20 protein-coding genes are annotated in these 20,124 nt (G+C 73.1%); 7 read left to right on the top strand and 13 right to left on the bottom strand.

Annotation, left to right across the window (positions count from 1 at the left end):
• Positions 1-8 precede the first annotated feature (8 nt).
• Complete coding sequence (locus ACW62_RS20475) at positions 9-1,223, bottom strand: pyrophosphate--fructose-6-phosphate 1-phosphotransferase (protein ID WP_053205982.1); 1,215 nt, start codon at positions 1,221-1,223, stop codon at positions 9-11.
• Between the two features lie 132 nt (positions 1,224-1,355).
• On the opposite strand from ACW62_RS20475, the gene ACW62_RS20470 reads away from it, so the two are divergent.
• Positions 1,356-2,717 carry a class II 3-deoxy-7-phosphoheptulonate synthase gene (locus ACW62_RS20470; RefSeq protein WP_240477356.1) on the top strand — a complete coding sequence of 454 codons (1,362 nt, stop codon included), beginning with the start codon at positions 1,356-1,358 and terminating at the stop codon, positions 2,715-2,717.
• On the opposite strand, the gene ACW62_RS20465 is transcribed toward ACW62_RS20470, so the two are convergent.
• Positions 2,714-3,316 carry a VOC family protein gene (locus ACW62_RS20465; protein ID WP_053205981.1) on the bottom strand — a complete coding sequence of 201 codons (603 nt, stop codon included), beginning with the start codon at positions 3,314-3,316 and terminating at the stop codon, positions 2,714-2,716. The genes ACW62_RS20470 and ACW62_RS20465 overlap by 4 nt on opposite strands.
• Before the next feature lie 34 nt (positions 3,317-3,350).
• Positions 3,351-3,692 (bottom strand): VOC family protein, encoded by a 342-nt coding sequence (locus ACW62_RS20460; RefSeq protein ID WP_053205980.1) that lies wholly within the window; start codon positions 3,690-3,692, stop codon positions 3,351-3,353.
• Between the two features lie 136 nt (positions 3,693-3,828).
• Here ACW62_RS20460 and ACW62_RS20455 point away from each other — a divergent pair, with 136 nt between their 5' ends.
• A complete protein-coding gene (locus ACW62_RS20455) occupies positions 3,829-6,660 on the top strand; it encodes an ATP-binding protein (RefSeq protein WP_053206133.1) in 2,832 nt (943 codons plus the stop codon).
• Here the strand turns inward: ACW62_RS20455 and ACW62_RS20450 are convergent.
• From ACW62_RS20450 to ACW62_RS20425, 6 genes are all read right to left on the bottom strand, one after another.
• Positions 6,617-7,141, bottom strand: a complete 525-nt coding sequence (locus tag ACW62_RS20450; protein WP_053205979.1) for an NAD(P)H-dependent oxidoreductase — start codon at positions 7,139-7,141, stop codon at positions 6,617-6,619. The genes ACW62_RS20455 and ACW62_RS20450 overlap by 44 nt on opposite strands.
• Complete coding sequence (locus ACW62_RS20445; protein WP_053205978.1) at positions 7,138-8,139, bottom strand: sulfate/molybdate ABC transporter ATP-binding protein; 1,002 nt, start codon at positions 8,137-8,139, stop codon at positions 7,138-7,140. Before ACW62_RS20445 ends, ACW62_RS20450 begins: the two co-directional genes overlap by 4 nt.
• Complete coding sequence (locus ACW62_RS20440; RefSeq protein ID WP_053205977.1) at positions 8,136-8,948, bottom strand: sulfate ABC transporter permease; 813 nt, start codon at positions 8,946-8,948, stop codon at positions 8,136-8,138. The genes ACW62_RS20445 and ACW62_RS20440 overlap by 4 nt, the downstream gene beginning before the upstream one ends.
• Positions 8,941-9,726 (bottom strand): sulfate ABC transporter permease subunit CysT, encoded by a 786-nt coding sequence (gene cysT / locus ACW62_RS20435; RefSeq protein ID WP_205629495.1) that lies wholly within the window; start codon positions 9,724-9,726, stop codon positions 8,941-8,943. Before cysT ends, ACW62_RS20440 begins: the two co-directional genes overlap by 8 nt.
• Before the next feature lie 5 nt (positions 9,727-9,731).
• Positions 9,732-10,745, bottom strand: a complete 1,014-nt coding sequence (locus ACW62_RS20430; protein WP_205629494.1) for a sulfate ABC transporter substrate-binding protein — start codon at positions 10,743-10,745, stop codon at positions 9,732-9,734.
• A 127-nt stretch (positions 10,746-10,872) separates the two neighbouring features.
• Entirely contained in the window at positions 10,873-11,199 is a 327-nt protein-coding gene (locus ACW62_RS20425) for a winged helix-turn-helix domain-containing protein (protein WP_053205974.1), read from the bottom strand.
• Between the two features lie 335 nt (positions 11,200-11,534).
• On the opposite strand from ACW62_RS20425, the gene ACW62_RS20420 reads away from it, so the two are divergent.
• A complete protein-coding gene (locus tag ACW62_RS20420) occupies positions 11,535-12,557 on the top strand; it encodes a threonine aldolase family protein (protein WP_053206132.1) in 1,023 nt (340 codons plus the stop codon).
• 131 nt (positions 12,558-12,688) lie between these two features.
• Positions 12,689-13,591 carry a sulfite exporter TauE/SafE family protein gene (locus tag ACW62_RS20415; RefSeq protein WP_053205973.1) on the top strand — a complete coding sequence of 301 codons (903 nt, stop codon included), beginning with the start codon at positions 12,689-12,691 and terminating at the stop codon, positions 13,589-13,591.
• 1 nt (position 13,592) lies between these two features.
• On the opposite strand, the gene aroF is transcribed toward ACW62_RS20415, so the two are convergent.
• The 3 genes from aroF to ACW62_RS20400 form a co-directional block, all read right to left on the bottom strand.
• Positions 13,593-14,648: a 3-deoxy-7-phosphoheptulonate synthase gene (gene aroF, locus ACW62_RS20410; RefSeq protein WP_053205972.1), complete on the bottom strand. Its 1,056-nt coding sequence runs from the start codon at positions 14,646-14,648 to the stop codon at positions 13,593-13,595.
• 119 nt (positions 14,649-14,767) lie between these two features.
• A complete protein-coding gene (locus tag ACW62_RS20405) occupies positions 14,768-15,640 on the bottom strand; it encodes a deoxyribonuclease IV (protein ID WP_053205971.1) in 873 nt (290 codons plus the stop codon).
• A gap of 1 nt (position 15,641) precedes the next feature.
• A complete protein-coding gene (locus ACW62_RS20400) occupies positions 15,642-17,768 on the bottom strand; it encodes a PASTA domain-containing protein (protein ID WP_053205970.1) in 2,127 nt (708 codons plus the stop codon).
• A 180-nt stretch (positions 17,769-17,948) separates the two neighbouring features.
• Between ACW62_RS20400 and ACW62_RS20395 the strand changes: the two genes are divergently transcribed.
• Entirely contained in the window at positions 17,949-18,521 is a 573-nt protein-coding gene (locus ACW62_RS20395) for an SseB family protein (protein ID WP_169792099.1), read from the top strand.
• A gap of 72 nt (positions 18,522-18,593) precedes the next feature.
• Here ACW62_RS20395 and ACW62_RS20390 read toward each other — a convergent pair whose 3' ends face one another.
• A complete protein-coding gene (locus ACW62_RS20390; protein ID WP_053205968.1) occupies positions 18,594-18,941 on the bottom strand; it encodes a DUF1844 domain-containing protein in 348 nt (115 codons plus the stop codon).
• 139 nt (positions 18,942-19,080) lie between these two features.
• Between ACW62_RS20390 and infC the strand changes: the two genes are divergently transcribed.
• Entirely contained in the window at positions 19,081-19,887 is an 807-nt protein-coding gene (infC, locus tag ACW62_RS36380) for a translation initiation factor IF-3 (RefSeq protein ID WP_338033137.1), read from the top strand.
• Between the two features lie 18 nt (positions 19,888-19,905).
• Positions 19,906-20,100, top strand: a complete 195-nt coding sequence (rpmI, locus tag ACW62_RS20380) for a 50S ribosomal protein L35 (RefSeq protein ID WP_053205967.1) — start codon at positions 19,906-19,908, stop codon at positions 20,098-20,100.
• The last annotated feature ends 24 nt before the right edge of the window (positions 20,101-20,124 follow it).

Raw genomic sequence — 20,124 nt, 5'->3', positions numbered from 1 at the left:
GGGGGAAGTCAGGCCGGCTGCCCGATCGCCCCGATCAGGTCGGCGAACCAGGGCGTGGACGGATCGAACTCCTTGCCGCCCTTGATGCGGTCGAACTCGATGGCGCGCAGCCGGCCGCCGCGCTCCTCGTCGTGCCCGATCAGCCCGCCCTCGTGCCGCAGCGCGCACTCGACGGCGAGGTCGGTGCAGCTCTTGATCAGCCGCAGGTCGTCGGAGTTGGCCGCGGCGGACCGGCTGAAGTAGCCGCTCTTCTGCACCATGACCTTCTCGGCGCCGACGCGGGCGGCGAACTGCTTCGCGAACCAGGCGCCGGGGTTGATCTTGTCGATCTTGACGTGGCCGAACGGGTCGCGCGGGACCTCCTCGCCGGCCGCCTCGAGCTCGCCGACGATGGCGTCGACACCGGCGCCCTCGGACAGGAAGATGTTGACGCAGCCCAGCTCGTCCATCAGCGAGCGCAGCCGGCCGGCCTCGGCGTCGAGGTCGAGCTTCTGCTCCGGCAGGTACACGGCGTGGACGTCCCAGCGGCGCGGGTCGACGCCCAGCTCGGGCGCCCACTCCTGCGCGGCCAGCCACTTGCGGTAGACGCGCGCCGTCGCCGCCGTCAGCCAGCCGCAGTGCCGGCCCATGACCTCGTGCACGATCAGCATGCGCGGGTTGGACGAATGCTCGGCGATGATGTTGCGGGCGTAGATCGAGCCCTGCTCGGCGGCCGTCCAGGCGCCCAGGCTCTGCCGCACCGGCACGATGTCGTTGTCGACGGTCTTCGGCAGCCCGACGACGGTCAGCTCGTAGTCGTTGGTCGCGAGGTAAGCGGCGAGGTCGGCGGCCGTGGTGTTGGTGTCGTCGCCGCCGATGGTGTGCAGCACGTCGACGCCGTCGCGGGTGAGCTGCTCGGCGGCCACGTGCAGCGGGTCCTGGCCCTCCTGGACCAGCCCGCGCTTGACGCAGTCGGCGACGTTGGTGAGCTTGACCCGGCTGTTGCCGATGGGGGAGCCGCCGAACCGGTGCAGCCGCGACGCCGTGGCCCGCATCTCGGGCGAGACGGTGATGGAGCGGCCGGTCAGCAGGCCCGCGTAGCCGTCGAGGTAGGCGATGACCTCGACCTCGGGCGCGATCTCGGTGTACCGCTCGATCAGGCCGCCGACGGCCGACGACAGGCACGGGGCCAGGCCGCCGGCCGTGAGCATCGCGACCTTGCGCACCGGTGTGCTCTCGGGCATGTGAGGTGACCTTCTGTCGGGAGGGACGGATCGCCTGACACCCTACATTCGGCGCGCGCGCCGTTACGGCGGGCTGTCCGGGGTGTGGGCGTCCGCGGCCGCCGGAACACGCCGCGGCCTACCCTGTAACACGTGAACTCTCCGGAGGACCTTGCGCTGTACACCGAGCTGACGGAGGCCGTCGGCGCGCTGCCGGCCGGCCAGCAGCCCGAGTGGCCCGACCCCGCCGCCGTCCAGGACGCCGTCGCGCAGCTGCGCGCCATGCCGCCGCTGGTGTTCGCCGGCGAGTGCGACGTGCTGCGCGAGCGGCTGGCCGCCGTCTCCCGCGGTGAAGCGTTCGTCCTGCAGGGCGGCGACTGCGCCGAGACGTTCGCCGGGGTCAGCGCCGACAACGTGCGCAACAAGCTGAAGACGCTGCTGCAGATGGCGGTCGTGCTCACCTACGCCGCCAGCGTCCCGGTCGTGAAGATCGCCCGGCTGGCCGGCCAGTACGCCAAGCCGCGGTCGAAGTCCACCGAGACCCGCAACGGCGTCACGCTGCCCGCCTTCCGCGGCGACATCGTCAACGACTTCGAGTTCACGCCCGACGCCCGCGAGCCCGACCCGCACCGCATGGTCCGGGCGTACCACGCGTCGGCGGCCACGCTGAACCTCACCCGCGGCTTCGTCGGCGGCGGGTTCGCCGACCTGCACCAGGTGCACGCCTGGAACACCGACTTCGTCCGCACGTCGCCGGCCGGGCAGCGCTACGAGCGGCTGGCCGGGCGGCTGGAGCAGGCGCTGTCGTTCATGCGGGCCATCGAGATCGACGCCGACCAGCTGCGCACCGTCGAGCTGTACTCCAGCCACGAGGCGCTGCTGCTCGACTACGAGCTGGCGCTGACCCGCGTCGACTCCCGCACCGGCGCGCCGTACGACGTGTCCGGGCACTACGTGTGGATCGGCGAGCGGACCCGCCAGCTCGACGGCGCTCACCTGGAGTTCGCGGCCCGCATCCGCAACCCCATCGGCGTCAAGGTCGGGCCGACGACGACGCCCGACGACCTGCTCGCGCTGGCCAACAAGCTGGACCCCGAACGCGAGCCCGGCCGTCTGACCTTCGTCACCCGCATGGGCGCCGGGAAGATCCGCGACGCGCTGCCGGCGCTGGTCCAGAAGGCGACCGCCGACGGCCTGGTCGCGTCCTGGATCTGCGACCCGATGCACGGCAACACCTACGAGGCGGCCAGCGGCCACAAGACCCGCCGCTTCGACGACGTCGTCGACGAGGTACGCGGCTTCTTCGAGGTGCACCGGGCGCTGGGCACCCACCCCGGCGGCATCCACGTCGAGCTGACCGGCGACGACGTCACCGAGTGCGTCGGCGGCGGCGACCCCATCGCCGAGGACGGCCTGGGCAGCCGCTACGAGACCGTCTGTGACCCGCGGCTGAACCGCACCCAGTCGCTGGAACTGGCCTTCCTCGTCGCCGAGCTGCTCGAGTCCCCGAACTAGCTCTGTTCCCAGACGAACCCGTCCGGGTCGGTGAACGCGCCGTCCGCGCCGGCGATGACGACGCCGTGCGCTCCGGAGCCGTCCGGGTCGACGCCGGCGACCTTGGCGAGGGACTTGCGCCGGTTGAGGGTCAGCGTGACGGCGCCGGTGTCGAACTCGACGTACTTCCGGCCGAAGCTCTTCGCGACGGTGAGGCCGCGGTCCGCGTAGAACTGCTTGCTCGCGGCCACGTCGTCGACGCCCAGTTGGAGGACGAGGTCGTCGACCTGCCTGGTGGCCGGGCCGGTGTCCTTCTTCGACGTCGACGCGAACGTCACGATCGTCCCGTCCGGGGGCGCGACGACTCCGCCGTAGCCCCACAGTGACTTCGAGGCCGGTTTCAGCACGGTGGCGCCGGCCTCGACGGCGGCGGCGACGAGCGCGTCGACGGTGCTCGGCTGGGACGCGACGAGCGACAGCGTAAAGCCGCTGAAGCCGGTCGCCGGCGCGCCCGCGGGCCGCACCCGGACCCGCTCGCCCAGGCCGAGAACGTCGGTGTAGAAGCCGGCGGCGGCCGCGGGGTCGGCCACCTCGAGGGTGAGGTGATCGATGGTGGTCATGATGGGGTTCCCTTCGGTTGCGGGGTTCGGGTGATCAGCGCTGGAGGAAGCCGAGCAGGTTGCCACTCGGGTCCTCGACGACGGCGGCCAGCTGCCCGGCGCCGACGTCCTTGACGTCCTGACGGGTGCGCCAGCCCGCCTCGACGGCTCGGCGCAGGGCCGCGGCGGCGTCGCCCACGTGGCAGTAGCCGACGGGGCCGGTCATGCCGTGGCCGTGACCGTTCGGGTCCAGCCCGATCTCCTGGTCGCCGACCCGGAACCCGACGTAGTAGGGCTCGTCGGCGTAGGGCCGCACGCCCAGGACGCTGCCGTAGAGCGCCCGCGCCCGGCCCAGGTCGCGGACCGGGACGATGATGGTCTTGATGCCGTGGCTCACGGCGGCCTCCTCGGTGGAACGTACCTGCTGAACCAGCCTCTCGCCGTGCCCGGCGCGCCCGCATCCGTGCCGAGCACGGGTCGTGTCACGTAGCTCGTACGGAATACTGGGCGAGGTGTCGAAGCGGGCGACCACCATGGCGATCTCGGCTCGCGAGGCCGAGGTCCTGGCCCTGGTCGGCGACCACCGCAGCAACGCCGAGATCGCCGCGCAGCTGGTCATCTCGGTGCGCACGGTCGAGACCCACGTGTCGTCGCTGCTGCGCAAGCTCGGGGCGCCCGATCGTCGCGCACTCGCGGGAATCGCGGCCGAGGCCGCCCACACCGAACGCACCAGCCAGGCGCTGGCCGGGCTCCCGGCGCCGCTGAACCCGTTCATCGGCCGGGCCGGGGAACGCCGTGAGCTGCGCGCGGCCGTCGGCGCGCATCGTCAGGTCAGCGCCGTCGGCCCGGGCGGTGTCGGCAAGACCCGGCTGGCGCTGGCCGTCGCCGCCGACCTGGCCGGCGACTTCGCCGACGGCGTGTGGTTCGTCGACCTCGTGCCGGTCACCGACCCCTCGATGGTCGGGTCCGCGGTGGCGGCCGCGCTCGGCGTCGGCGAGCAGCAGGGCCGCGGCATCGACGACTCGGTGACGGCCGCCCTGGCCGACCGGCGCGCCCTGCTGGTGCTGGACAACTGCGAGCACCTGCCCGGCGGCGTGGCCCCGTTCGTCGAGCGGCTACTGGCGCGCTGCCCGTCGGTGCACGTGCTGACCACCAGCCGGGCCCGGCTGTCGGTGCCGTTCGAACGGGTCTACTCGGTGCCGCCGCTGTCCCTGGACGGTGACTCCGACGCCGTCGCCCTGTTCGCCGACCGTGCCGCGGCCGTCGGCTGGACCGTCGAGGCGGCCGACCTGGACCAGGTCGCCGACGTGTGCCGCAAGCTGGACGGGGTGGCCCTGGCCATCGAGCTGGCCGCCGCCCGCCTGCCCGCGCTGGGCTTCGACGGGCTGGTCGCGGGGCTCTCCGACCACCTGCGGCTCCTGGTCGGCGGCTACCGGGCCGACGACCGCCACCGCTCGGTGCGGGCCGTCCTGGACTGGAGCCAGGCGCTGCTGGCCGAGCGCGACCTGGCGCTGCTGCGCCGGGTCTCGGTGTTCGTCTCGCCGTTCACCGCCGCGGACGCCGAGACGGTGGCCGGGTTCGCTCCGCCGGCGCCCGGCGAGGTCGTCGACGGGCTGGCCCGGCTCGCCGACCAGCACCTGCTGAGCGTCGCGGCGGCGGCCGGAGTCACCCGCTACCGGGCGGCCGAGACCATCCGGCAGTACGGCGCCGAACGGCTCGCCGCGGCCGGCGAGGACGACGCGACCCGGGCCCGGCAGCTGGGCTGGTGCCTGACGATGGCCGCCGAGTTGGGCGATCCGTCGCCCAGTAGCGGCGCCTGGCGGGCCGGGTTCGACGCGGTCGCCGACGACCTGCGCGCCGCGCTCGGCTGGGCGGCCGGCCGGCCCGGACACCGCGCCGACGCCCACCGGCTCGCGCTGGCGCTGGCGGGCCTGACGTTCACCCGCAACCTGGCCGGCGAGTCTCAGCAGCGCTACGAACAGGCGGCCGCCCTCGCCGACGACCCGGCGGCGGCGGCCACCGCGTTGCGGCGGGCCGCCAACGTCGCCGCGTGCCGCATGCGCGGCGCAGACGCCTACCGGCTCTGGCAGGCCGCCGCCGACGCCGCCCTGCGGGCCGGCGACCACGCCGGCGCCGCCCACGACCTCGCCACGGCGGTCACTACCTACGTCCGCAAGGCCGGGACGTTCGCCGAGCCGCCGCCGCGCGACGAGCCGGCCGGCCTGCTGGCCCGGGTGCGCGAACTGGCCGGCGCCGACCCGGCGGCCCGGGCGGCGGTGGCGCTGGCCGACTGCGTCGCCCTCGGCTACGCGTTCTTCGCCGGCCCCGACGGTCCCGCCGGGCCGGCCGGTCCGGCGACGTCGGCGGCGGAGCTGACCGCCCGCGCCGAGCAGGCCGTCGAACTGGCCGCCCGGCTCGACGACCCGCTGGCGGAGTGCGCCGCCCTCCAGGCGCTGACCGCGGCGCGGCGGCGGGCCGGCGACACCTTCGCCGCCGCTGCCACCGCGCGCCGCCGCGTCGACCTGCTCGACACCGTGCCGCTCACCCCGGACAGCGCCGACGAGCTGATCGACGCCCTGTTCATCGCCACGGCGGCCGGCATCGGCGTCGGTGACCTGCCGGCCGCGCGACGGTGGGGGCGGCGGCTGCGCGACCTGCCGCCGTTGGCCGAGGTCGGGCATCTCGCCACCTCACAGCTGATCGTGGCCGACGCGCTCGCGGGCCACGCCACCGACGTCATCGCCGCCAGCGGCCGGTTCGTCGACTCCTGGACCCAGGCGGGCCGCCCGCCGTCCCGCGGCTTCGGACCGGTCGCCGCGGCGGTCGCGATGGTCCATGGCCTGCGCGGTGACGACGCCGCCCGGGCCGACTGGCTCGCGATCCTCGACCAGCTGGGCGTCGGCCCTGCCGACCGGGCCGGCTACAGCCCCACCCTCGACGCCATCGCGCTGCTGCACCAGGGACGGGCGGCCGAGGCTCTGAACGGACTCGACGACGGCGACGACGGGCCGGCGCCGTGGCGCACCGGGATCCTGCTGCACTGGCACGTCGCGCTGGCAGCCGAGGCCGCCGTCCTGGCCGATCACCCCGGCGCGGCCGGACGGCTCGCGGCCGCCCGGCCGGTCGTCGACGGCAACCCCGTCGCCGGCGCCATCGTCGAGCGTGCGTTCGCGCTGCTCGACGACGACCGCGACCGCCTGCTCTCGACGGCCGCCGCGTTCGAGGACGCCGGCTGCCCCTACCAGCGAGCCAGGACGCTGCTGCTGGCCGGCGCCGACGCGTCCGGCGCCGACGCGCTCGCCGGCCTCGGACTCGCCGCCGTCAGGCCGCCGCGGCCGCGGCCAGCGCGCCCGCCGTCGCGGTGAGGACGGGGCCGTGGTCGGTGGCCCAGCGCCCGGCCAGCGCCAGCAGGTCGGGCAGTTCCCGCTCCTCCACCACGAACGACGGCACCGGCAGGCTGGCGCCCAGCTCGGCGAGGACGGGGCGCAGCTGCAGGTCGGCGACGAACCGGTGGGTGGGCGCCGCGGCCACCGTCACCGGCACGGCGACCGTTCCGCGCAGCGCGCCGCCGGGCAGCCGGTCGAGGAACGCTTTGAGCAGCCCGGTGTAGCTGGCCTTGTACGTCGGCGTGGCCACGACCAGCACCGACGCCTCCGCCGCGGCGGCCAGCGCCTGCTCGCCGTCGGGGGAGAGCGGGCCGAGCCACTGCCCGCCGAACCCGGCGAGGTCGTGCACCGGCCCCTCCGCGACGCCGGAGCGCGCGGCCACGGCCGCCGTCAGCGCCGTCGCCACGCCCAGCGTGCGCGACCCCGGCCGCGGATTGCCGACCACTGTCACGATGCTCATCTTGCGGGAACCTCCAGACCCGATCGAACGACAGAACCCGGCACCGCGACGACGGGAGCGCCGGGCACCACCCGCACGGACACCGTCGCCCCGACGCCGACGCCCAGACGCAGGAACTCCGTCCGGGTCAGCGTGGCCAGCACGACCTGCTCGCCGGTGCTGACCTCGACCCGCACCTCGAACCCGACCCGCACCACCCGCGCGACCCGCCCGGCCACGGCGTCCGGGTCGTCCGCGCCCGGCGACAGCGCGACGTCGTGCGGACGGACCAGCAGGTCGCCCAGCTGCGTCACCGGGCCGAGGAAGCGCATGACGAAATCGTTGGCCGGCTCGTCGTAGAGCTGGTCCGGAGTGCCGATCTGCTCCACCCGGCCCTCGTTGACCACGACGATCTCGTCCGCCACCTCCAGCGCCTCTTCCTGGTCGTGCGTGACGAAGACCGTGGTGACGTGCACCTCGTCGTGCAGCCGGCGCAGCCATTCGCGCAGCTCCTTGCGGACCTTCGCGTCCAGCGCGCCGAACGGCTCGTCCAGCAGCAGCACCTTCGGCTCGACGGCGAGCGCGCGGGCCAGCGCCATCCGCTGCCGCTGGCCGCCGGACAGCTGCGCCGGCAGCCGCTCGGCGAACTGCTCCAGGTGCACCAGCGCGAGCAGCTCGTCCACCCGGCGGCGGATCTCGTCCTTCGGACGCTTGCGGATCTCCAGCCCGAACGCGATGTTGCGCCGCACGGTGAGGTGCTTGAACGCGGCGTAGTGCTGGAAGACGAAGCCGACGCCGCGCTTGCGGGCGGGCAGCGCGGTGGCGTCCAGGCCCTCGATACCGACGGTGCCGGCGTCGGCGTACTCCAGCCCGGCGATGATCCGCAGCAGCGTCGACTTGCCGCCGCCCGACGGGCCGAGCAGCGCGGTGAGCTGCCCGGACGGGATGCTGACGGACACGTCCTGGAGCGCGACGAAGTCGCCGAAGCGCTTGGACACGCCGGTGACCTCGATGCTCATCGGGGTCCCTCCTTCGGCCGGATGATCGAGACGACGACGATGCAGGCGACGGCGACCAGCGCGAGCAGGAACGCGGTGGCGTAGGCGCCGCCCTGGTCGAAGTTCAGGTACTTCTCCTCGACGACGAGGGTCGCGGTGCGGGTCTCGCCGAGGACGTTGCCGGAGACGACCTTGACGGCGCCGAACTCGCCCAGCGACCGCGCCAGGCTGAGCACCACGCCGTAGGTGACGCCCCAGCGGATGGCCGGCAGCGTGATGCGGCGAAACGTCTGTGCCGCCGTCGCGCCGAGGCTCTGTGCCGCCTGCTCCTGCTCGGTGCCGATCTCCTCCAGGACGGGCACGACCTCGCGGATGACCAGCGGCAGCGCGACGAACGTCGTCGCCAGGATGATGCCGGGCGTCGAGAAGATCACCTGCAGGCCGGCGGACTCCAGCGCCGGGCCGAACCAGCCGGACCGCCCGCCGTAGACCAGCACCAGCGCCAGCCCGACCACGATCGGCGACACCGACAGCGGCACGTCCAGCAGCGCGTTCAGCAGCCGCTTCCCGGGGAACGCGTAGCGCACGACGAGCAGCGAGATGCCGACCCCGAACACCGTGTTCAGCACGACCGAGACGACCGCGACGACGACGGTGAGCCGCAGCGCGTGCACGACGTCCGGGTCGTCGACGATGCCGCGCAGGCCGTCGAGGCCGTCGGCGATGGTGTGCTGCGCGACCAGCCACAGCGGCCACGCGACCAGCAGCACCAGGTACGCCGTCACGATCGCGCGGGCCACCCACCGGCCGGGCCCGCGGCCCCTACCCACGGCGGCCCACCCGACGCTGGATGACGTCGAGCGCCACGATCACCGCGAACGAGATCGCCAGCAGCACCGTCGCCACCGCCGCCGCGTTGCCCAGGTTGTCGTTCTCGATGCTGCTGAGGATGCGCACCGACGTCACCTCCGTCCGCAGCGGCAGGTTGCCCGACAGCAGCACCAGCGAGCCGTACTCGCTGACGCCGCGGGCGAACGAGAGCGCCGCGCCGGCCGCGATCGCCGGGGCCAGCGCCGGCAGGATGATCCGGCGGAACGTCGCGAGCCGCGACGCGCCCAGCGACGCCGCCGCCTCCTCGACCTCCCGGTCCAGCTCGGCCAGCACCGGCTGCACCGTCCGGACGACGAACGGCAGCGTCACGAACAGGAAGGCCAGGAACACCGCGGCCCGGGTGTTGGCGACGTCGAGGCCGAGCGGGCTGTCCGGCCCGTACAGCGACAGCAGCACCAGCCCGGCGACGATCGTCGGCAGCGCGAACGGCACGTCGATCAGTACCTCGAGCGCCCGCTGCCCGGGGAACCGGTCGCGCACCAGGACCCACGCGATCAGCGTCCCCATCACCACGTTCACGACGGTGACCAGCAGCGCCGTCCCGACCGTGAGCCGGATCGCGGCCGCCGTCTGCTCGTTCGTCACCGCCTGCCAGAACCCGTCCCACCCGCCGGCTGCGGCCGTCGCGACGACCGCCGCCAGCGGGATCAGCACCAGCAGGCTGAACCAGAGCAGGGCGACGCCCAGCCCCAGCCCGGACCCGCGGGTGAGCCGCACTGAGCTCACTGCGCCTTTCCGGACTCGGCGATGATCCCGGTGATGATGCCGCCGTCCTCGGCGAAGAACTTGTCCGACAGCGCGCTCCAGCTCTCGAAGTCGTTCTCGACGGTGAGCAGGTGCGCTGGCGCCGGGAACGGGTCGTCCGGGTCCAGCGCGCCCTCGACGCCGCTGGTGTCGACGCCGTCGATGACCGGCCGGAAGCCCTTCAGCGCGAACTGGCGCTGGCCGTCCTCGCTGAGCACGAAGTCGAGCCACTCCTGCGCCTTCGGGTCGGCGTCGCTGAGCACCGCGCCCGGGTTCTCGATGAGGATCGTGGTCTCGGGCAGCACCCAGTCCAGCTCCTCGCCGTTCTGGGTGGCGAGGATCGCCTCGTTCTCGTAGGCCAGCAGCACGTCGCCGGTGCCGCCGAGGAAACTGGTGGTGGCGTCGCGGCCGCTGTTGGGCAGCGCGACGACGTTGGCGAACAGCTGGCGGACGAACTCCTCGGCCTCGGCGTCGGTGCCGCCGTTCGCCGCGACGTGGCCCCAGGCGGCCAGCGCGTTCCAGCGGGCCGCGCCGGACGACGCCGGGTTCGGCGTGACGATCTCGATGCCCGGCTTGACGATGTCGTCCCAGTCCTGGATGTTCTCCGGGTTGCCGGGCCGGACCGCCAGCACGACCACCGACGACGACACCACGCCCTTCGTCGGGCCGTCGTCCCAGGTCTCGTCCACCAGGCCGGCGTCCACCAGCCGGGTGACGTCGCTGCTGACGGAGAAGTGGACGTAGTCGGCCTCGAGCCCGGACTCGACCGCCCGGCTCTGGTCGCCGGACGCGCCGTAGGAGCTGCGGAAGCGCACGCCGGCGCCCTCGTCGGTCTGGCTCCACTCCTCGGCGATCGCGACGTTGGCCGCCTCGGGGACCGCGAAGCCCACGATCGACAGCGTCGTCTCCTCGCCGCCGCCGGACGCGGCGCCGGCGTCGTCGCCCCCGCAGGCCGCCAGCGCCAGGCCGCCGACCAGGACGAACGTGGTCACTGCTGCTCTGGTACGGGTGTACATGAGTGTGGTGCCCCCTCGGATCGGATGGATCATAGTAATCACGGTGGATTAGTAGACAATAGGATGAGTCTCGTATGTCGAGCGAGATTCGCTCAGATAGTGGTCAGTCCAGTCGGTAGCCGTGGCCGCGGAGCGTGCGGATCCGCCGCCCGTGCCGGCCCAGCTTCACCCGCAACCGCCTGATGTGAACGTCGACGGTGCGGCTGCCGGCCTGCGTGCCCAGCGGCCAGACCTGGCCGAGCAGCTCGGGCCGGGTGATGGCGCGGCGCTGGTTCTCGATCAGGTACGCGAGCAGCTCGAACTCGCGGAACGTCAGCGCAACGGCCCACCCGTCGACCACGGCGATCCGGGCGGCGTGGTCGAGGTGGAACCCCGGCTGCGCGAGGGCGATCGGCGCCTCGCCGGTGTCGGCGGGATGCGACAGGGACATGGGTGACTCCCGGGGGATGGGGCGAACGACGTGCGGGGGTGCGGGAGTCAGTGACAGAGCTGGCTGGCGACGCGCATCAGATCGACGGCGCGTCGCTGGGTGAGCAGCAGCCTGGGCACGTCACCCAATTTCCTACGAGCCTTGTGGGAAAGCAACCGGCCATCCGCATCGTGGGAACCGGGGCCGCGCGTCCCCGAGCATGACATCCACCATGATCATCCAACCTTTGAGGTGCTATGGCAGCCGAAAAGGTGGATGATCATGGCCGGCTCGGCAGCACCCGGCCCATCGGCACGTCTGCCGCCCATGCGCCGAGTCGACCTAGAGTGTGGGGCGTGATCGACCTGCGCAGCGACACCGTCACCCGGCCCACCGCCGCCATGCTGGCCGCGATGTCGACCGCCGACACCGGCGACGACGTCTACGGAGAGGACCCGACCGTGCGCGCGCTCGAGGAGCGGGTCGCCGGGCTGCTCGGCCACGAGGCCGGCCTGTTCACCGTCAGCGGGTCACTGGCGAACGTGCTGGGGGTGCGGTCGCTGGTCGCGCCGGGGCAGGAGTTGCTGTGCGAGGAGCGGGCGCACGTCGTCCGCGCCGAGTTGGGCGCCCACGCCGTCACGCAGGGCGTCACGACGCGCACCTGGTCCGACCCCCGCGGCCACGTCGACCTCGCCGCCGTCCGCCGCCTCATGACCCCCGACGCCGGACCGTACCTGGTGTCGACGGCGGCGGTCGCGGTCGAGAACACGCACAACTTCGCCGGCGGCACGGTGCAGCCGCTGGACTCGCTGCGGGCGCTGCGCGAGCTGGTGTCGCCGGTCGGCGTGCGACTGCACCTCGACGGCGCCCGGCTCTGGAACGCGCACGTCGCGACCGGCGTGCCGCTGGCCGACTACGGCCGCCTCTTCGACACCGTCGCGGTCTGCCTGTCCAAGGGCCTGGGCGCGCCGGTGGGCTCGGTGCTGGTGGGCCCGGCCGCGGCGATCGCGGAGGCGCGGGTGTGGCGCAAGCGGCTCGGCGCCGGCTGGCGGCAGGCCGGCGTGCTCGCGGCCGCGGGCAGTTACGCCCTCGACCACCACGTCGACCGCCTCGCCGACGACCACGCGAACGCCCGCCTCATCGCCGAGGCGGTGGCCGACGTCGATCCGGCGGCCGTGGACCCTTCGGCGGTCGAGACCAACGTTGTCATCCTCGACGTGGGGGAGCGTGCGGCCGGCCTGGTGGCGGCGGCCGCGGAGGCGGGCGTGTTGACGGGCACCGTCGGCCCCGGGCTCGTGCGGCTCATCACCCACCTCGACGTCAGCGCCGAGGACGCCAAGCGAGCGGCCGGCGTGCTGGCCGGCCTGCTCCGCACCTGACGGTCACGCCTCCTGGCCGCACTCGCCGCCGTCCGCAGTGCGAGACGTTGGCGTCCATCTGTTGACCACAATCCCGACCTAGGCAACTATTCCTATAGTTCTGACGGGTTAAGTGGTTGGGAGGCGGCCGGGTGCGTACCCTCGTCCTGCTGGGCTTGGTCGGTTTCGCCGCCCAGCTCGTCGACGGCAGCCTCGGCATGGCGTACGGCGTCACCTCCAGCACGCTGCTGCTCGCCGTGACGGCGAACCCCGCGGCCGCGTCGGCCACCGTCCACCTGGCCGAGATCGGCACCACGCTGGTCTCCGGCATGTCGCACTGGCGGTTCGGCAACGTCGACTGGAAGGTCGTCGCGAAGATCGGGGTGCCGGGCGCGGCCGGCGCGTTCGCCGGCGCGACGTTCCTGTCGAGCCTGTCCACCGACGCCGCCGCGCCGGTGATGTCGCTGATCCTGCTGGCGCTCGGCGTCTACCTGCTGGTGCGGTTCACGCTGCGCGGCCTGCCCGTCCGCCGCGACCCGAAGCCGCTCGGCCGCCGGTTCCTCACGCCGCTCGGGCTGGTCGCCGGGTTCGTCGACTCGACCGGCGGCGGTGGCTGGGGCCCGGTCGGCACCCCGGCGATCCTGGCCAGCGGCCGCATGGAGCCGCGGAAGGTGATCGGCTCGATCGACACCAGCGAGTTCCTCGTCGCGGTCGCGGCGAGCGTGGGCTTCCTGATCGGCCTCGGCACCGAGAACATCGACTTCGCGTGGGTCGGCGTGCTGCTGGCCGGCGGCGTGCTCGCCGCGCCGATCGCGGCATGGCTGGTGCGCATCGTCCCGCCGCGGGTGCTCGGCTCGGCCGTCGGCGGCATGATCGTGCTGACGAACGGCCGCACCATCCTGCGCAGCGACTGGGTCGACGCGCCGGGCGGGGTGCGCGCCGTCGTGTACGTGGTGGTCGTGCTGGTGTGGGCGGCCGCGCTGGCCTACTCGATCCGCGCGCACCGCCGGCAGCAGGCGGCCACGCCCGAACCGGAACTCGCCCGGGTCGGCTGACTCACATCACCGCGGGGGAGGGCTCGCCCAGCACGCGGCCCGAGGCGGGGACGAGCCGCCGCAGCGTCGACGCCAGCTCGCGGACGTCGGCGCCGGCCAGCGACTGCGGGCCGTCGCACAGCGCCGCCTCTGGATCGGGGTGGACGTCGACGAGGATGCCGTCGGCGCCGACCGCGATGGCCGCCCGTGACAGCGGCAGCACGAGGTCGCGCCGCGCGGCCGAGTGGGACGGGTCGACGATGACCGGCAGGTGTGAGAGCCGCTGCACGATCGGGATGGCCGCGATGTCGAGCGTCGTCGCCGTGGCGGTCTCGAACGTGCGGATGCCGCGCTCGCACAGCACGATGTCGAGGTTGCCGCGCTGGGCGACGTACTCGGCGGCCATGAGCCACTCGTCGACGGTGGCCTGGATGCCGCGCTTGAGCAGCACCGGCTTGCCGGCCCGGCCGACCGCCTGCAGCAGCGCGGTGTTCTGCATGTTGCGCGCGCCGACCTGCAGCATGTCGGCGTACCCGCTGACGAGATCGACGTCGGCGGGGTCGATCACCTCGGTGACGACGGGCAGGCCGGTGACCTCGCGGACCTCGGCCAGGATGTGCAGGCCGACCCTGCCCAGGCCCTGGAACTCCCGTGGCGCGGCGCGCGGCTTGAACGCGCCGCCGCGCAGCATGGTGGCGCCGGCCGCCTTGGCCATCTCGGCCGCCTCGAGCGTCTGCTCCAGCGACTCGACAGCACACGGGCCGGCGATCAGCGTGAAGGTGTCGGGGCCGATCAGGACCGGACGCGCACCGGTGCCGCTACCCACGACGACGGTGCCGCGGGCCGGCTGGTGGTCGACGCTGACCAGCTTGTACGGCGTGGAGATGGCGATGACGTCGGCCACGCCGGGCAGGCTGCGCAGGTTGAGGGCGCGGAAGTCGTCGACGTCGCCGACGAGGCCGATGATGGTGCGCCGGACACCGCGGCTGACGAACGCCTCGCCGCCCGTGGTGCGGACCCGTGCCACGACGGCGTCGACCTGTTCCGGCGTCGCTTCGGGCGACATCACGACCACCATGACGCGACCTCCCGCCTCGTCCCCAGCCTCGAAACTAGGGCACCGAAAGCCTAGTTCGACAGGGTTGTCCGGGGAGTAAGACAGTTGGTCACAATCAGGTCACTTGACCTCTCATGTTGCTATTTCTGGGAACTCGGTTGTAATTCCTTCAGCATCGAAAGATCTTCGGCATAAGCCGGTGGGCCGCCCGGCGTCTCCAGCACGACCGGCAATCCGGCGACCGATTTGTGGTGCAGCAGTTCGCCGAAGGCGGCGGCGCCGATGTGTCCCTTGCCGATGCGCTGGTGCCGGTCGCGGAACGAGCCGCAGCCGTCCATCGAGTCGTTCGCGTGGACGGCCGCCAGCCGGTCCGCGCCGGCGACGTCGGCGAACCGGTCCAGCATCGCCGTCATGCCGCCCGGCGCCGCGAGGTCGTGACCGGCCGCGTACAGGTGACAGGTGTCGAGGCACACGCGCGCCCGCGGATGGTGGTCGAGCGCGCCGAGGTACGGCTCGAGGTCGTCGATGGTCGCGCACAGCGACTGGCCCTGGCCGGCGGTCGGCTCCAGCAGCAGCTCCGGCCCGCCGGGGGCGCCGTCGAGCTCGTCCAGCAGCGGCAGCAGCAGCTCGCGGACTTGCCGCAACGCGTCGTCGCGGCTTCCCGCCGTCACGCAGGAGCCGGTGTGGACGACGACGCCGGCGGCGCCGACCTGGCGGGCCCGGCGCAGCGAGTGCGCCAGCGCGGCGGCCGAGCGGCGCGCGGTCTCGGGCACCGGGCTGCCGAGGTTGACCAGGTACGCGGCGTGCACCAGGACCGTCAGGCCGTGCTCGGCCGCGGCGGCGCGGAAGGCGTCGTCGGTGGCCGGGTCGCCGGGCGTCGCCGCCCAGCCGCGCGGGTTGCCGAGGAACACCTGTACCGACGACGCGCCCATGCCGGCGGCCCGCTCGGGCACGGTGGCCGGCTTCCCGGCGGCAGGGAGGTGGGTGCCCAGGAGGGCGAGTGCGCCGGCCATGTCAGAAGTAGATGATGCGGACGGTCGAGCCGCGCGGCGCCGGCGTGCCGGCGGCGGGTTCCTGGTTCTGGACGCGGTCGCCGCGGCCGCTGCTGCCGAACTCCGGGAAGAGATCGACGGCCTCGGGCACGAAGCCCGCTTCGCGGAGGATTTCCTCGGCCTTTTCCACTCTTTCGCCACGCACATTCGGAACTTCGATCAATTCCGGTCCGGATGAGACGACGATCGTGATCTCGTCGTTACGGAAACCGCTACCGGTGGCGGGATCCTGGGAGATCACCAGACCGGCCTCGACGTCCTCGGAACTCTGTTCCTGCCTGTCGACGGTGAAACCGGCCTCGGCGAGCGCGGCCTGCGCCTCGTCGGCGGAACGGCCGGTGAAGTTCTCGATCTCCAGCGGCTGCGGCCCGCGGCTGACGGTGACGGCGACCTCGGTGTCGCGGCGCACCTGCTCGCCCGGCTCGACGCTCTGGGTCAGGATGAGCCCGGCCTCCACCTCGTCGTGGTAGACCTCGTCCTCGACGCGGATGATCATCGACAGCGGCGCCGCCAGCTCATTCGCCTGGTCGACGGTCTGCCCGACCAGCTCCGGGACCTCGTAGCGTTCCGGGCCGAGTGACAGCACGTAGCTGATCTCGGCGCCGCCGAGCAGCCGTTCGCCGGGCGCCGGATCGGTGCTCACGATCTGGCCGGCCTCGACCGACTCGGAGTACTGCTCACCGCCGTTGACCGCGTTGAACCCGGAATCGTCGGCGCGCGCCTCGGCCTGCTCGGCGGTGAGGCCGAGCAGCGACGGCGTCGACTCCCACCGTCCGGACCCGTACCACCACGCCGCCGTCGCGACGCCGATGGCCAGCAGCAGCACGAACAGGAACAGGTAGAGGCCGCGGCGGCCGCGGGTCTGCTCGGTGCGGCGGTGGCTGCTGGTGCGGGCACGCGCCTCGGCCTGCCGGGCGGCCCGCGAGCCGGCCGGCGGCGCCGCGCCGGCGCCGGCGTCGGTGTCGTCCTCGGTGAACCGGATCGACAGCGGCGCGTCGATGCGGCGGGTCGAGCCCGGCTGGCTGTCCTCGCCGGCCCAGCGGTCGTCGGCCGGTGCGGCGTCGCCGGCCTCGTCGCCGGTCTCGTCTTCGTCCGGCGCGGTCCGCTCGTCCGGCTCGACCCGTCCGACCTGACCGGCCAGCACGGTGCCGGCCAGCGCCTCGTCGAGGGTGACGCCCGCGGAGTCGCGCGGCTCGGCGTGCACGGCGGTGAGCTCGGGGTCGTCGTCCGGCTCGGGTAGCGGGATGCCGGCGATGGCCGCGCGGGTGGACCGGATGGCGTTGAGGAACGCCCCGGCGTCGGCGTAGCGCTCCATCGGCTCGCGCGCCGTGGCCGTCAGCACGAGGTCGTCGACGGCGGGCGGCAGCGGCACCGCCTCGGACGGCGGCGGGACGTCGTCGTCGATGTGGCTGCGGACCACCACGAAGTCCGTCGGCCCCTCGTGCGGCGTCTTCCCGGTGAGCACCTCGTAGAGCATGATGCCGGCCGAGTAGACGTCCGAGCGCGGTGTGGCCCGCTCGCCGAGCGCCTGCTCGGGGGAGATGTAACTGACGGTGCCCAGCAGGCCGCGGGTGGTCTTCGACGAGCTGCTGTTGGCCCGGGCCAGCCCGAAGTCGGCGACCTTCACCCGTCCGTCGTTGCCGACCAGCACGTTCTCGGGCTTGACGTCGCGGTGCACGATGCCGGCCCGGTGCGCCGCGGCCAGCGCCGACAGCACCGATTCGGCCACCTCGAGCGCGAGGTCGGCGCCCAGCCGCCCCCGCTCGTGCAGGACGTCGCGCAGCGTGCGGCCGTTGATGTACTCCATGGCCAGGTACACGGCGCCGGAGTCCTCGCCCTGGTCGAACACGTTGACGACGTTGGGGTCGGACAGCTGCGCGACGGCACGCGCCTCGTCGATGAACCGGGCCACGAAGTCGTCGTCGGCGGCCAGCTCGGCGTGCATGATCTTCAGCGCGACGGCGCGGTCGAGACGGGTGTCGGTGGCCTTGTAGACCGTTGCCATCCCGCCGCGCGCCAGAAGCGCCTCGATCCGGTAGCGTCCGTCGAGAAGACGGCCCACCGGTGCGTCGGAGACGGAGAGGTCCACGGGGGGAGTGTACGTTCACCGAAGGACCTGAGCCGATCGACACGGTCCGCCGATGAGCCCCGCCCGATACGTCGCCGCTCGTGAGCGTCCGTCCGGTATGTCGCTATTGGGGGCATTGCTGCGGACCAATACCGCCAATCGGATGGCGCCGGGCGCGTCGGCGGGCTATGGTCGCCGCCCGTGACCGCTGTGCCCCGACGCCGCGTGCCGTCCACGCCCTTCGGCGATGACGACGGCGCGGCCGACCCCCGCATCGTGGCCGCACTGGCCGCGTACGAGCGGGGCGAGGGCGGCTCGGCCGACGTGCTCGCGGCGCTGGCGGCCGGCCGGCTGCTGATCCCGGTGGTCGCGGTCGCCGAGTCGGTCGACGCCACCGGCGCGGAGAAGGAGACCGCCATGGCGACGGTCCTCACCACCGGCCGCGACGGCCGCCGAGGGCTGCTCGCCTTCACCTGCGTCGAGTCGCTGCACCGCTGGAACCCCGCGGCCCGCCCGTCCCCGGTGCCGACCCGCAGCGCCGCCGAGGCCGCCCTCGCCGACGGCGCCGAAGCCCTCGTCATCGACCTCGCCGGCCCCGTCATGTTCGCCGTCGACGCAGCCGACCTGCGTTCCCTCGCCTCCGGCTGGCGTCCGCTCGGCCCCTGGCCCGGCGTCGGCCGAGCCGACCCCACGGTGGCTGACGACGGCGGCGCCGTTCGCGGCGGCGTCTGGCGTCGCGTCCGCCGCCGGGTCCGGCGCGCCCTGATGGGCTGACCCCGTTCGCCCCATGATCATCAAAGAAAAGCGGCGCCAGGACCCCCTGAAACTTTGATGATCATCGGAGCGCTACGAGTACACCGGCCCGGTGTACTTCTCCCCGGGCCCTTCGCCGACGGCATCGGGCATGGGCGACGTCTCGCGGAACGCCAGCTGCAGCGTCTTCAAGCCGTCCCGCAACGGCCCCGCGTGGTGCGTCCCCAGCGACGGGGCGGCGGCGGTGATGAGGCCGGCGAGCGCCTCGATCAGTGACCGCGCCTCGTCGAGATCGCGGTGCTCCGGGAGATCCTCGGCCAGTCCGAGATGGACGGCGGCGGCGCTCATGAGGTGGACGGCGGCCGTGGAGATGACCTCGACGGCGGGGACGTCGGCGATGTCGCGACCGGCCTGGGAAGCGATGTGATCTGGCGTGCTCATTCATGGTAGGCTCTCACACCGACCGGACCGTCTGACTCGAACCCTCGAGTGGGGCGGCCAGCAAGCGGAGTCCGCTCCCACCCGCAACGATCGCACAGATCGTCGGGTTCCCTGGTCAGGGCGTCCGTTGGACGCCCTTGTGGTCGTGGTTCAGGAATGGGCCGCGACGCCGATGGGTTTGGCCTCTGCGATGTACGTTCGCGGAGGCCATTCGTGTTTCCGCGGCGTGGTCGAGGCATCACCCCGTCGAATTCAGGAGGAAGGCATCAGCGCAGAGCCCCGCATCAACGACCGGATCCGCGTGTCGGAGGTCCGGCTCGTCGGCCCCAACGGTGAGCAGGTCGGCATCGTCCGCATCGAGGACGCGCTCCGGCTTGCGGCGGAGGCCGATCTCGACCTGGTCGAGGTCGCGCCCGGCGCCCGGCCGCCGGTGGCCAAGCTCATGGACTACGGCAAGTTCAAGTACGAGTCCGCCATGAAGGAGCGCGCGGCTCGCCGGAACCAGTCGCACGTCCTGATCAAGGAGCAGAAGCTCCGCCCCAAGATCGACAAGCACGACTACGAGACCAAGAAGCGCGCGGTCGAACGCTTCCTTGCCGAGGGTGACAAGGTCAAGGTCACCATCATGTTCCGTGGCCGCGAGCAGTCGCGCCCGGAGCTCGGCTTCCGGCTGCTGCAGAAGCTGGCCGAGGACGTCACCGAGCTCGGTTTCGTCGAGTCGTCGCCGAAGCAGGACGGCCGCAACATGATCATGGTGTTGGGGCCGCACCGGAAGAAGGCCGACGCCAAGGCCGAGAAGGAAGCGGCGAAGGTCGAGCGGCAGGCGCAGCGGGACGCCGACGACGAGGCCGAGAGGGTCGAGCGCGCGGCGAGCCGGGCGGCGGCCGAGGCCGAGAAGGCCGACCGGCCCGAGGTCGTTCGTCCCACCCCCGACAACGAAGACTGACGAGGAGTACACGGCGCCATGCCGAAGAACAAGACGCACAGCGGCTCGAGCAAGCGGTTCCGCATCACCGGGAGCGGGAAGGTGCTGCGCCAGAAGGCGAACCGCCGCCACTACCTGGAGCACAAGCCGTCCACGCTGACGCGGAAGCTCGCCGGCACCACTGAGGTGGCCAAGGCCGACCAGGGCCGCATCAAGAAGCTGCTCGGCAAGTAAGCGGCGACCGTCCAGTTCACCCCT

Source organism: Jiangella muralis, assembly GCF_001270745.1.
In the GTDB taxonomy this organism is placed as follows: Bacteria; Actinomycetota; Actinomycetes; order Jiangellales; family Jiangellaceae; genus Jiangella; species Jiangella muralis.
Note: the sequence above shows the minus strand (reverse complement) of the source record. Positions and strands in the feature narration are given on the sequence as shown.